Origin of the sequence: Acinetobacter nematophilus (assembly GCF_026344175.1) — a bacterium.
Classification (GTDB): domain Bacteria; phylum Pseudomonadota; class Gammaproteobacteria; order Pseudomonadales; family Moraxellaceae; genus Acinetobacter; species Acinetobacter nematophilus.
In genome coordinates this window covers 1-12,654 of sequence record NZ_JAPKMY010000021.1, presented here as the reverse complement: position 1 = coordinate 12,654, position 12,654 = coordinate 1, and the positions used below count along the sequence as shown (strand labels likewise).

Sequence of the window (12,654 nt, the reverse complement as noted above, 5' to 3'; positions counted from 1 at the left end):
ATTGTGTAAAAAAGCGCTCCTATGGGGCGCTTTTTTTATGGCACAAATAAAATTTATAAATTGTCAGACAATTACAGCCTAAAGCTGTCCTTAACTGATATTTGTGTGACCTAATCTGCAATTATCCAAAAATTATAAAAAAGTAAGATAAAGAAAGAGAAAAACAAACATAAAGAATTTAAGTGATAGCTCACTTAATAGGAGTAACTGCAATGAATGCAAAAGTGAATATTTCAAACCGTGCTGGTGCAACGTTCCCTGTACGTCGTATGGATTTTAATTTTGACAACGTACCTGAATATTGGGCAGATAATTCGGCAGGTATTACCCATTTCATGACGGCATTATCTGCTTTGTTCCCTGATGGTGAAAAGCTGTTTATCGATTCCGTACGTGCGGTTCGTTATCACCCTGCGATTAAAGACAATGAAGCATTGCAAAAAGAAATCAGTGCTTTTATTGGTCAAGAAGCCATGCACACCAAAGAGCATGAAAACTTTAATGCATCTGCAAAACGATTTGGACACGATGTTGAGAAGTATGAGCGCGAAACAGGCGTGCTGATTCAAGCTGCCCGTAAATGGTTTGCGCGAGCTGTTAAACCGTTTGGTATGACTCAAGAAATGGTGGACTTGACTGCGACAACAGCATTGGAACACTTTACTGCAACGATCGCATCTCAATTATTGGTCAATGAACATATTCAAAAATTGATGACAGATCCAACCATGTCATATATGTGGTATTGGCATGCGGTAGAGGAAAATGAACATAAAGCGGTGGCTTATGATGTTTATGAAGCCGTTTTCGGTAAAGGTATTAAAGCTTACGGATTACGTACAACAGCGCTGGTTGTTGCAATGCTGTTGATCTTTATGGCGCAATCCTCATTTGTCGTAAGACTGCTGAAAGATGATGGAAAGCTTAACCTAAAAGAACTTGGCATCATTTATAAATATGCCTATAGCCCATCTAAAGGCATTATTACGGGAATGACCAAAGAAATGTTGGCATATTTTAAACCTGGATTTCATCCAAATGATTTGGATACAGTCAGTTTGCTTGAAACATGGAAAGCAAAATTAGGTTTGTGATTGGATCACTAACAGTATTCAACTAAGAGCAACATTTGTTGCTCTTTTTTATTCGACTTATGCCATGAATTTCATATAATTCTTTTTTTATTTTGAGTTAATGAACGAAGATGATTCGTTTAATGCAAGCTTCAGATTTAGAAGCAGTGGTTGAAATTGAAAACCAAGTACAAAGCCATCCTTGGAAAAAAAGTCAGTTTGAAGAGTCTATTACCAGCTATGTGAGTACGGTAATTGAACGAAATCATCAAGTGGTTGGGTTTTGTATTTTACAACCTGTGTTGGATGAAGCGAATTTATTGCTCATGGCCATTCATCCAAGCCAGCAGGGAAAGGGATTAGGCTATCAGCTTTTAGACGAATCTATTGCTTTGTTAAAAAATAACCCAGTACAAATTTTTCTTGAAGTTCGTGAGTCAAATAAAGCTGCCATTGCACTGTATGAAAAATCAGACTTTCATCAGATTGATTTACGGAAAAATTATTATCCTCATAAAGATGGCAATCGTGAACATGCCATCATTATGGTCAAAACCTGTAGTGATGATTTTTCAAAGTTATTTAAATAAAATGATTTAGATCAAACAGCTCAAGCCGATTATTTAATAATCGGCTCATTCCATTCAGAAGGCAGTGTGGTCATCAGCATATCACCTAATTCTTGGATCTCCTTGGCATCCAAATGTCGATTAATGCGACGCCATTGTCCATCTAATAATAATTCAAAAGGCGCATATTGGGATTTGTAATTCATTTTATTGGCATGTGGAACCCAATAGCCCAGGTAGACATAATCCAAGCTCAACGATTTTACATATTCAATTTGTTTTAGGATCGCAAAGACCCCGAGTGAGCGCTTACTTTCACTTGGATCAAAGAAGGTATATACCGCCGATACGCCATCATCCAGTTGATCACAAGTTGATACACTAACTAGACGGTCATCTTTCCATAGTTCAAGGAAAAAACTATTGGTACAACTGTGAATTAAAAATTTTTCAAATTGGTCATAACTGGGCGGAAACATATCACCATCAGCATGACGTTCAATAATATAACGTTCATAAAGCAGATAATGTGTTTGGTTCGCCTCTTGGGTGGAAATAATTTTGACCGTGAGATCTTGATTGCGTTTCCATGCTTTTTTTTGCGCACTGGTCATTTCAAATTCAGAAACTGGAACTCGACAAGATAAACATTGGCGACATAGATGGCATTCAGGGCGATAAACAAAGTCCCCACTGCGTCTAAAACCCACACGCGATAGTTCTGAAAGCGTGACCACATCAATGCTATGAACAGGATCAAGAAAAACCATGCGTGCTGATTTATTTTCCAGATAGCTGCAATCATGTGGTGGGGTAATATAGTATTGTAAGTCATTCAATAGGGACTTAGGATGATAAGAATTCATAAATCAGCCCCTCCTTTTATTTTCATTCCATTAAGCGCGAAAAATTCGCTATTGTTTTACTTGAAAATACACGCTCTTGATAACTTTTCCAATCTATAGGGGGCTGTTTTATTACATCTTGTAACGATTTAAGATATTCATGGCGAGAAAGTGTGCAAGCACCTAAGCTGATTAAGTGATCATTGACCAACTGACAGTCTATCCAAGGCAAACTGTTTTCGCGACCTAAGAGCATGAGGGTATAAAATGCCATTTTGGAAACATCGGTTTGTGTGCTGAACATGGATTCACCAAAACAACCATGCCCAATACTGACACCATACAGTCCACCCACAATGTTGTCTTGCTGCCACACTTCAACACTATAAGCATAACCTGCCTGAAAAAGCTGACAATAGCCTTGAATAATTTCTTCAGAAATCCAAGTTTCATCGGCATATTGACGGGGCAGGGAACACGAGCGAATGACTTGTTCAAAAGCATGATTAATGGTGATTTGATAATCAAACTTTTTCATATTGCGCAGCAGTGATTTGCTGGGCTTATATTCGTGAGGGCGAATAATACATCGTGGTTCGGGGCTCCACCAGCAAATCGGCTCCCCTTCAGAAAACCATGGAAACAAACCATGCGTATAAGCTTCGTAAAGTGTTGATGGATCTAAATCTGCACCTATACAAATTAAACCTTGCTCGTCTGGATCAGCTTCTATTGGATCTGGGAAAATAAATTGTGAAGGTGGTAATGAGTTCACGGAATATCATCAATAAAAAAGATCAGCTTTATCTTAGCTGATCTTGAGCTGGGATGTCTAAATAGATGCTATGCAAAAAGTTTCAATTGTTTCGCAATTTTGAGTTTATCGCTGTCTAAAAAAAACTGTGCTTTTTCTTCAATAATTTTGAGGCTGGTTTCTGTATCAGAAACAGGCTGACCTTGTTGATCCAGAACTAACCATCTTAATTGTGTGAGGACATCCCAAACATATTGAGCAAATTCTGGTGCAGAATTTAAGCCTTCCACAAAATGGGCTCGATAGAAAAGTTGGGTAAACTGATCACTCGGAATGCCTATTCCCGTCAGTGGACATGCCAATACTTGATAATTGGTATGATAGCTGGCTTGTTCGAGGAAGTAGTGATTTAATTTCTGGGCCTGATGGGTTCGTTGCTCAGATAATTCTTGCTGACAGGGTTGAGCTAAACCCAAGTGGCACAAAATGACCAAGGCATTTAACAGTTTGGCATAAGTAATGTCTGGCATGACTTGTTCGAGTTGGGCAAGAGTTTGTGGCTGATAGTCAGACTTTTTAAAATATGCGCCTAGCGGTTGGTAAACCTCTTGGAGTAAATCGAACTCACCTAAATAGCCGGCAATGGTGGTCGGTAGCTTTTCAGGTGCAGTCAAGAGTACAAAAGCCGTATTTCTCAAGCGATGTTGGATTTCCAATGGGGTAAGGGTATTTTTACCGCGAATGAAGAGATCTTTTCTAAATTGAGTATTGGCAAAATAATCTCTACATTGTTCTTTAAAGATCGGATGTTCAATGGTCGTTAAAAACTGCTGGTGCTGATCACTAAAATTGATATTATCTAAATGGGTATTTAAGTCCGTTGAACCTGCATAGGTCAGTTTAATTTCTTCTAGGATTCTAACCACTTGCTGAAATGAGAAACATTGCCAATCTTGATTGAGATATTCATGAACCAAATAATTCGGATTTTGTTTTTTTAAGTCTTGGACTTTATTCAGTGCATTGGGATTTCGTTGTGCAAACAGTGGATTTTGGGTGAGCAAGGCTTCACTGAATTCAAGTGAGTCATTTACTTTTTGCAGTGGGTTGGTGCTGGTGCTGTTAAATTTAAAATGACTATGAAATAACTCTCGAATCGGCATATTGGCTGCCCAGCCAGTTAAGCAATTATAACTGATATAGACAATCCCGTTCGGGCTTAGAAATTTCCGAATGAACTGTAGAATAATGTGTTGATTTTCATGACTGATCCAACTCCAAATACCGTGTAGACTGATGGAATCAAACATGGGGAGGTCTTTATTCAGTAATTCTTCAAAACTGGCATCGTAAAAATGGTGTGGTACTTGCGTCTGCTCAGCCAAGACATTGGCATGTGCCGCATGTGCAGGATTAAAGTCAGTACCAAAAAATAACCCAAAACTCGAGGTAGCGTGGATATTCAGGCTGACCCCTTGACCAAAACCTAATTCACAATGTTTATGATCATCTTTGGCAGGTGGGCAATCTACCCCATTCAGCAATAAACAAAATTTTTGATAATTGGGACTAAGGTCCTTGTAATAGCCATAGGTGTAATTTACTTCAGTCTGGTAGCCATCGGTCCACGTTGTTGTCATCTTTTTTCCTGTAATTGATGTTTACTTAAAATCATTGATCCTGTTTATTTATAAATCAAAAATAAAGAAACCGCCATGTAGGCGGTTTCTTTTTACAAAAATAAGGGAATTATTCTAAACCATCTAAGTAACGATCTGCGTCCAGTGCAGCCATACAGCCTGAACCCGCTGAAGTAATCGCTTGACGATACACATCATCAGCCACATCACCTGCAGCAAATACACCTGCAACAGATGTTGCTGTTGCATTACCTGCTGTACCACTGCGGACTTGAATATAGCCATTGCGCAACTCAAGTTGATCTTCAAACATTGCAGTATTCGGTTTATGACCAATCGCCACAAACATACCAGAAACCTCAACATCTTGTGTTGAGTTATCCTGAGTTGATTTAAGGCGTACAGAAGTAACACCTGCGTTGCTGTCACCGAGAACTTCTTCGACTTGATGATTCCAGATAATCGAAATTTTTCCTTCTTTGACTTTCTCATTGAGATGGTCTTGAAGAATTTTTTCCGAACGTAATTTGTCACGACGGTGAACAAGCGTCACATGTGAAGCAATGTTGGAAAGATACAATGCTTCTTCGACCGCAGTGTTACCTCCGCCCACAACCATGACTTTTTGGTTCTTATAGAAGAAACCATCACAGGTTGCACAAGCACTTACACCTTGCCCCATATAGGCTTGTTCTGACTCCAAACCTAAGTATTGTGCTGTTGCACCAGTCGCAATAATTAAAGCATCACACGTGTATTCATCCATGTCACCTTTGAGTACGAATGGACGTACTTTCAAATCAACTTCATTGATGTGATCGTAGAGTATTTCAGTACCAAAACGTTCAGCATGTGCTTGCATACGCTCCATCAATGCAGGACCTGTTAAACCTTCAGCATCCCCCGGCCAGTTTTCAACATCAGTCGTTGTGGTTAATTGACCACCCAACTGCATACCTGCAATCAATGTTGGTTTTAAGTTGGCACGTGCCGCATATACTGCTGCACTATAACCTGCAGGACCAGAACCGAGAATAATCAACCGAGAGTGACGAGCGCTCATAAGTCATCCTTTTATAAAAAATATAGCAATTGTCCGAATTATACGTGAAACTTAGTCAAAGTGGTGTGGCTTGAATGTCGATAATATTGATCATCTAAATCGAATTGAGCTATATAGAAAGATGAAATAAGTTTGTTGAGCATTTTCATGCAAATAAAACTTTAAATTTCTAACAATGCTTTACAACACAAGTAAATAATAGTGCATCTTTTTTTTAAGAACAGGTGCATAATATAAAAATTTCTTCTCTCAAGAAAAGCTTAAAAGCTTCAGAAAAGAGTAATTTGAATAATTGGTTACAGGATCGTATATGACTGCGGTGTCAAATGTTTATGCACAGCGCTTTTTAACAACAATCTTCTTGATTTCATTTGGGATCTATCTGTTTCTTGCAACAGTGACCTATACCCCATTTGATCCAGGTTGGATGCATATTTCCAGTGATACGCAACAGGTTTCAAATGCCAGTGGTGTTGCAGGTGCTTGGATTGCTGATTTATTGTTTGGTTTCTTAGGTTGGGCAAGTCTACTTATCCCTGTCTTTATGTTTATTGAAGCCATACAGGTATGGTGGCCACGCAGCTTTGTGAGTCGTCCATTTCGTTATGCTGCTCAATTTTTCATTTTGCTGGCGACATCGAGTTTATTGTATTTGTTGTGGAATGTGCCTGCGGATACATTGGCAAATGCCTCAGGTGGGATTATTGGTTATGAGTTAGGTCAAAGTCTATCTCAACTGATGACCATCTATGGTGCAGTCGTTTTTATCCTGATTTTACTGATTGTATTATTTACTTTGGCTTTTGGAATCCAGTGGAATAAAACATGGGCAATGTTGAAAGCCACACCTGCATATCTGCAAGATTTATTTTATAAAAATGTACCTGAAAGTGAGTCAGCCTATGATTTGACCTCACCACAAAAGAGTAAAGTGCATTCGCATAAAACAGAGCCGATTACCACACAGGCAGAGTTTACTGAGGCTGATCAAGACCAACAGCCGAAAGAACATTTAATTGTTAAAAATACTAAACATAATCAAACGGCCGAGCGTTTGTTTGACGACATGATTGAACAAGAGCATAAAGCTCACCCGGATATTCACTTTGATCAAGATATTATCGATGATGAAACCTTGGAACGCACGTTGGAAAAGGCGCATCGTTTAGAGCAGGACAGTCAACGTACGGTTTCCTCAGGTGAGGTTTGGAAAGCATTGAGTCAAGATCAGGATCACAATCGTGATATCGATGCACTGCTCAGAGCTTCTGAAGATCAAAATGAAAATAAATATTCAGATCATTTGCCCCATTCACATGCTGCTGAGGTGATAAGCAAGCCGCAGATGCAGCAAAAATCTTCACTAGACTGGGACGATGATCAAGTGTTTGATGAATTGTTATCGGTGGTTCCAAATGGGCAGACTGCAACAGATATTCATACACCATTTAATGTGAATACAGCACATACGCCAGTTGAATCAACAGATACCGTTCAGCCTGCGAGCAGTTTTGCCCATGCTGGTGGTGCGGTTGCACCGACTGTTGTGGCGACATCAAGTTTAGCCCGCGAACTGGATGAGCTTGCTTCACTTGCCGATGATCAACTTGCTGAAACGCATGAAATAACGCACCCTGAACAGGCATCCATTGAACACACAACAACAGCTGAGGCAAGAACCACCAATAGTTATGCCCAATCTTCGCCGTTTACCCGTGCCAATATTCAAACCCATTTAACCGCATCAACCTTGGTGAGCGAAGAAGAGAAATCTTTGATTTCATCCAATAAAGATGCTTTTAGAGAGGCGTGGCAAGAGACAGCGGGTAAACCTCTAGATGAACTGGATAGTGAATTTGCGGAATTAGAAGACGATTTCGATTTGGATGCACCCTTGACAGATGCGTTCGGTCGACCTATGTCACGTGCAATGCAGGTTGCACAAAAGCGTCGTGATCTGCCTACTTTGCCTGGCTTTGAGTTGCTGGATAAAGTTGATCCAAATAAAAAGGTCAACTTTACAGCTGAGCAACTTTCTCGCTTATCTGAATTGCTAGAAATTAAACTACAAGAATTCAATGTCAAAGCAAAAGTGATTGAAGCGCAGCCTGGACCTGTAGTTACTCGTTTTGAGTTGGATCTTGCGCCTGGGGTCAAAGCTTCTAAAGTAACCAATATTTCACGAGATCTAGCGCGTTCAATGTCTATGGCTTCAGTGCGTGTTGTTGAAGTTATTCCAGGTAAACCTTATATCGGAATTGAAGTGCCAAATAGCAGCCGTGAAATGGTACGTTTGATTGAATTACTCGAGACACCTGCATTCAAAGATCCAAACGGATTACTTTCAATGGCCATGGGGAAAGATATTTCAGGTAATCCGGTGATTGCTGATTTAGGTAAAGCCCCACATATGCTGGTTGCAGGGACAACCGGTTCAGGTAAGTCGGTCGCAGTAAACTCGATGATATTATCGATGTTGCTAAAATATACGCCTGACCAATTACGTTTGATTTTAATTGACCCTAAGCAATTGGAATTGGCAAATTATAATGATATTCCTCATTTATTAACGCCAGTTGTTACAGACATGAAAGATGCTGTAAGTGCATTGAACTGGTGTGTAAATGAGATGGAACGACGTTATAAACTGATGTCATTCTTGAAGATTCGCAAGCTGGCAGACTACAACCGTAAAGTTGAAGAAGCCATTGCCAATGGTGAAGATATCATTGATCCGACGTGGAAAGCCAGTGATTCTGCTACACAGGAACGCGCGCCACGTTTGCAACCCTTACCTTCTATTGTCATCGTAGCGGATGAGTTTGCAGACATGATCATGCAGGTAGGTAAAAAGGCGGAAGAGATGATCACGCGTCTGGCGCAAAAGTCACGTGCTGCAGGTATTCATTTACTACTAGCGACACAACGTCCGTCTGTAGATGTGATCACCGGCTTAATTAAAGCCAACATTCCAACCCGTGTCGCATTACGCGTAAACAGTAAAATTGACTCGCGTACGATTCTTGATGGTGGAGGCGCAGAAGACTTGCTTGGACATGGTGACATGCTCTTCCTTGGACCAGGTAAAATTGACCCTGAACGTGTACATGGGGCATTTATTTCCGATGATGAAGTCAATCGGATCTGTGACGCATGGCGTGAACGTGGTGAACCAAACTATATTGATGAAATTCTTACTCCATTTGACGAGGAACCTGCTTCACGTGGTTTTGAAGATGGTGATGGTGACCCAAACCGTGATGCGCTCTATGACCAATGTGTTTCCTTTGTATTGGAAACACGCAAGGTGTCAGTATCATCGTTACAACGTAAGTTTAGCCTAGGTTATAACCGTGCTGCGCGTATTGTCGATCAAATGCAAGAGCAGGGGATTGTCAGCGAACAGGGACCTAACGGTAAACGAGATATTCTGGTCTGATGCGATCAAGTTGCAATTGGTTTCGACCGATTGCAACTTATTTTATAAAAAAAACCAATCAGAGTTCCTATAAAAAAGCTGAAATACATCTGTGGTAAAACATGAATTTTCACACTAATATAAAATAGCCATCTTTAAATGGAATTTAGCAAATGTTGATTGCATTAAGCACTTTAATCTTTATTCATTTTTGTGCACTTATCACACCTGGCCCAGATTTTTTCCTTGTTTCTCAAACAGCAATCAGCCGCTCAAGGAAACAATCCATTTTTGTCGTGCTTGGAATTACAGCAGGTGTGATGTTCTGGGCATTCTTCGCACTCATGGGACTCAATATTATTTTTGAAAAAATGGCTTGGCTACGACATGTCATTTTGGTGGTGGGCGGGATTTACTTGTGTTGGCTCGGCTATCAAATGTTGAAGTCTGCATTGAGTAAAAAAGTGCTGACTCCGCAACACCATTTTGAACTTCCACAAAGTAACTTTCGCTTTTTCCTCAAAGGCTTTTTGACCAATTTATCCAATCCTAAAGCAGTGATTTATTTTGGTAGCGTTTTTTCTATTTTTTTAGCAAATCCAAATTTAGATGGATTGCATTCATTATTATTTGTGATTGTTTCAATTGAAACTTTAATTTGGTTCAGTTTTGTGGCTTTTGTCTTTTCATTGCCAAGCTTTAAAGCTGCTTATCAAAATGCCTCAAAATGGATTGATGGTGTGTCTGGTGGAATATTTACATTGTTTGGGATTTATTTGATAGGCAACCATTGATCTTTACGCCAATTGAAAAAAACCTGCTTTAGCAGGTTTTTTATCATGTTACTATTTACATAGAGGATCAATATCTCTTGAGATTCATTGGTTATTCAGCCTTTTTGGTGAGTTGATAAAGCTCAGCATGTGGACCTTCAATTTTTTCGCCTGTGTCAAAGCTACGCGCTTCAAGAATGTTTTCACCGACAAAATATTTACGTCCATCCGCATTTTTATCTAGACCGATAATCGATCCTGATTCATCAAAGCTGAAACGACCTTGAGTCTTAAATTCTTTGCCTTCACCTTTAACGCCTTCATATTCTTCGGTCAGTTCATATGTATGATCAGATTTTAGGATGAGTTTGGTTTTGATTCCTGAGCAATCAGCACAGGGGAGCAAACCTTTGTATTCACCAGCCCAATCTAAACTATTTTGTGCATTATGCTCTGAGTCGATCGTTGGTGTTGCTGCCTCATGAGATGCAGCAGCCTGAGTTTGTACAGTGGTTTGAATATCTTCAGAAGCTTGATGAGTTGGTTTGGAGCAAGCGCTTAAAGTAAGCCCTAACAGTGAAATGACCAAGAGTTTTTTTTTCATCGTATCACCTAAATAGATCAGTTTTTATATAAAGCATTTAATTGAGACTATATAAGCTATCTCACTGATAAAAAATGTGAATTATGTAAGGAAATGCAGTGTAATGTAGTCTATTGACTCAACTTGAGCTACGATATTGATTCTGTAGTGATGCTATTAATTTAAAGTTATGACTCATTTGGCTGAATACATTGCGTGTATTTATGATATGCAAAGCCATCAAGAAAGAGGTAATGACCGACTCAAAATAGAGCATGTGGTTGAACAGTCTGAGCAAACATATTTGGATGATATAACATTTACTCAGACCACCAAAATTTATACTTTTCTTGATGGAACTCAACTTAAACACACCATAGAACAGGACAATCGTCTTTTTGAAGTGGAAGCATGTTTAGAAAGCTGGATTGAATATCAAGTCATTCACCAATCAAATAAAAAGATTCATCCGCAAAACATTCATTTTGATAATCATTGTCGTGAATTACATTGGATTCAGTATTTTAAATCAGCTAAAAATTGATATATGCAAATTCTTTGCAAAATTGATTTAATTTTGGAGATTTACTGACAAATTTAGCTTTCAATTATTTTTATACATTTATATATTAATCGTTTGTTTTATCAGCGATTTGCATTTTTATCTAGGATGATGATTGCTACAATCCTGCGCAAATTTTTATCTGTTGGGGCGTAGGGTGTTCGAAAAATTAGCTGAGCGAAGTTTAGGGTGGATGGGCTGGCAAATTGATAACCATTGGGATTTAAACATTGATCAATGTGTGATGATCGCTGCACCACATACCAGCAACTGGGATGCACTCTATGCACGTTTAGCACTTAAAGCTTTGGGTGTTCACGTTCGTATTACCATCAAAGACAGTTATATGAAATTACCTTTTGGACCTTTTGTTCGTGCAATGGGCGGAATTGGCATTGATCGTAGTCCCAAGAAAAATGGTGAAACTCGACCAAGTATGGTTCAGTTGATGAGTGATTTATTTAAATCTCATTCTAAATTAGTGATGTTGGTCACGCCAGAGGGAACGCGTTCTAAACAAGAACAGTGGAAAACAGGTTTCTACCATGTGGCAATGAATGCGGGTGTACCCATTGCATTGGCATATATGGATTATGCCAAGAAAAAAACTGGTATCGGTAAAATTGTATATCCGACAGGAGATTATCAGCAGGATATGGCTGAAATCATGGCGTTTTATGCGCAGATTAATCCCAAACATCCTGATTTATTTAGTGTCGATACCAGATTTATGCCAGAGGCCGAGTTTTAATCCACAACTTGCGTGATCTAATAAATATAGTCCATTGAATTTCAACATGGGAATAATGATTTTGCTTATTCCTATTTTTTTGTTTGCCTTAAATTATGGGTGTTTTTCCGTTTGCACGCCACCGAGTGATTCACATGCAGTTTTATAAATATCATATTGCTGCTGAACCACTTCATCTAAAGGAATTTTAAATAATTCCTCTCCTGATTTATAACGTTCTATATATTCTGTGGCTTTTTCTTTACTCACTGCAAGTGAATGTTCATGATAAAGATTAATTGCACTATGAGTGAGTTCAGCGGTTTCTATATTGTTACATTGGAATTGATTGAGAATTTTTTCCGCAGTTTTTATTTCACGAGATGTACCCAGTGTACACCCGGCGAGGAGAACAATGACACTGAATAATAGGAAGGCTTTCATTGCAGATATGTAACAAGAATAGATGCGAAATTTTAAGATGAATCCCTGATTAAAAATAGATTGAAATTGAACAATCATCGGAATTAGATGAATAATTGATGGATAAAACGACAGTCAGCTTGGCGCGACAGTTTAGATTTTTTGACTATGTCAAATGTTAAAACCAATCCGAAGATTGGTTTTTTTTATTTCCATCGATG

General features: G+C 39.0%; 12 protein-coding genes. 6 read left to right on the top strand and 6 right to left on the bottom strand.

What is annotated here, in order from left to right:
* Nucleotides 1–212: 212 nt before the first annotated feature.
* Both OSH00_RS20320 and rimI read left to right on the top strand, forming a co-directional pair.
* Nucleotides 213–1,094: a metal-dependent hydrolase gene (locus OSH00_RS20320; protein WP_196075003.1), complete on the top strand. Its 882-nt coding sequence runs from the start codon at nucleotides 213–215 to the stop codon at nucleotides 1,092–1,094.
* 110 nt (nucleotides 1,095–1,204) lie between these two features.
* Nucleotides 1,205–1,663, top strand: coding sequence for a ribosomal protein S18-alanine N-acetyltransferase (gene rimI / locus OSH00_RS20315; RefSeq protein ID WP_266131929.1), 459 nt, complete (start codon nucleotides 1,205–1,207; stop codon nucleotides 1,661–1,663).
* Between the two features lie 29 nt (nucleotides 1,664–1,692).
* Here the strand turns inward: rimI and OSH00_RS20310 are convergent, their stop codons facing one another.
* The 4 genes from OSH00_RS20310 to trxB form a co-directional block, all read right to left on the bottom strand.
* Entirely contained in the window at nucleotides 1,693–2,508 is an 816-nt protein-coding gene (locus tag OSH00_RS20310) for an arginyltransferase (protein WP_266131928.1), read from the bottom strand.
* A gap of 22 nt (nucleotides 2,509–2,530) precedes the next feature.
* Nucleotides 2,531–3,262, bottom strand: a complete 732-nt coding sequence (aat, locus tag OSH00_RS20305) for a leucyl/phenylalanyl-tRNA--protein transferase (RefSeq protein WP_266131927.1) — start codon at nucleotides 3,260–3,262, stop codon at nucleotides 2,531–2,533.
* 68 nt (nucleotides 3,263–3,330) lie between these two features.
* Nucleotides 3,331–4,881 carry a class I SAM-dependent methyltransferase gene (locus OSH00_RS20300; RefSeq protein ID WP_266131926.1) on the bottom strand — a complete coding sequence of 517 codons (1,551 nt, stop codon included), beginning with the start codon at nucleotides 4,879–4,881 and terminating at the stop codon, nucleotides 3,331–3,333.
* 109 nt (nucleotides 4,882–4,990) lie between these two features.
* Nucleotides 4,991–5,944, bottom strand: a complete 954-nt coding sequence (gene trxB, locus OSH00_RS20295; protein ID WP_196074998.1) for a thioredoxin-disulfide reductase — start codon at nucleotides 5,942–5,944, stop codon at nucleotides 4,991–4,993.
* 310 nt (nucleotides 5,945–6,254) lie between these two features.
* Between trxB and OSH00_RS20290 the strand changes: the two genes are divergently transcribed.
* Together OSH00_RS20290 and rhtC are read left to right on the top strand one after the other, a co-directional pair.
* Nucleotides 6,255–9,383, top strand: coding sequence for a DNA translocase FtsK (locus OSH00_RS20290; protein WP_266131925.1), 3,129 nt, complete (start codon nucleotides 6,255–6,257; stop codon nucleotides 9,381–9,383).
* A gap of 152 nt (nucleotides 9,384–9,535) precedes the next feature.
* Complete coding sequence (gene rhtC / locus OSH00_RS20285) at nucleotides 9,536–10,156, top strand: threonine export protein RhtC (RefSeq protein ID WP_196074996.1); 621 nt, start codon at nucleotides 9,536–9,538, stop codon at nucleotides 10,154–10,156.
* A gap of 91 nt (nucleotides 10,157–10,247) precedes the next feature.
* Here the strand turns inward: rhtC and OSH00_RS20280 are convergent, their stop codons facing one another.
* A complete protein-coding gene (locus tag OSH00_RS20280; RefSeq protein WP_266131924.1) occupies nucleotides 10,248–10,739 on the bottom strand; it encodes a copper resistance protein NlpE in 492 nt (163 codons plus the stop codon).
* Between the two features lie 169 nt (nucleotides 10,740–10,908).
* Here OSH00_RS20280 and OSH00_RS20275 point away from each other — a divergent pair, with 169 nt between their 5' ends.
* Together OSH00_RS20275 and OSH00_RS20270 are read left to right on the top strand one after the other, a co-directional pair.
* Nucleotides 10,909–11,262 carry a hypothetical protein gene (locus OSH00_RS20275; RefSeq protein WP_266131923.1) on the top strand — a complete coding sequence of 118 codons (354 nt, stop codon included), beginning with the start codon at nucleotides 10,909–10,911 and terminating at the stop codon, nucleotides 11,260–11,262.
* 175 nt (nucleotides 11,263–11,437) lie between these two features.
* Nucleotides 11,438–12,031: a 1-acyl-sn-glycerol-3-phosphate acyltransferase gene (locus tag OSH00_RS20270; RefSeq protein ID WP_266131922.1), complete on the top strand. Its 594-nt coding sequence runs from the start codon at nucleotides 11,438–11,440 to the stop codon at nucleotides 12,029–12,031.
* Nucleotides 12,032–12,124: 93 nt separating this feature from the next.
* Here the strand turns inward: OSH00_RS20270 and OSH00_RS20265 are convergent, their stop codons facing one another.
* Nucleotides 12,125–12,454: a hypothetical protein gene (locus OSH00_RS20265; protein ID WP_266131921.1), complete on the bottom strand. Its 330-nt coding sequence runs from the start codon at nucleotides 12,452–12,454 to the stop codon at nucleotides 12,125–12,127.
* Nucleotides 12,455–12,654: the final 200 nt, after the last annotated feature.

Coding starts and splice junctions, on each gene's coding strand:
- OSH00_RS20310 (WP_266131928.1), bottom strand. CDS start 2,508: ATGAATTCTTATCATCCTAAGTCCCTATTGAATGACTTACAATACTAT.
- OSH00_RS20320 (WP_196075003.1), top strand. CDS start 213: ATGAATGCAAAAGTGAATATTTCAAACCGTGCTGGTGCAACGTTCCCT.
- rhtC (WP_196074996.1), top strand. CDS start 9,536: ATGTTGATTGCATTAAGCACTTTAATCTTTATTCATTTTTGTGCACTT.
- OSH00_RS20265 (WP_266131921.1), bottom strand. CDS start 12,454: ATGAAAGCCTTCCTATTATTCAGTGTCATTGTTCTCCTCGCCGGGTGT.
- OSH00_RS20300 (WP_266131926.1), bottom strand. CDS start 4,881: ATGACAACAACGTGGACCGATGGCTACCAGACTGAAGTAAATTACACC.
- OSH00_RS20280 (WP_266131924.1), bottom strand. CDS start 10,739: ATGAAAAAAAAACTCTTGGTCATTTCACTGTTAGGGCTTACTTTAAGC.
- trxB (WP_196074998.1), bottom strand. CDS start 5,944: ATGAGCGCTCGTCACTCTCGGTTGATTATTCTCGGTTCTGGTCCTGCA.
- OSH00_RS20275 (WP_266131923.1), top strand. CDS start 10,909: ATGACTCATTTGGCTGAATACATTGCGTGTATTTATGATATGCAAAGC.
- rimI (WP_266131929.1), top strand. CDS start 1,205: ATGATTCGTTTAATGCAAGCTTCAGATTTAGAAGCAGTGGTTGAAATT.
- OSH00_RS20290 (WP_266131925.1), top strand. CDS start 6,255: ATGACTGCGGTGTCAAATGTTTATGCACAGCGCTTTTTAACAACAATC.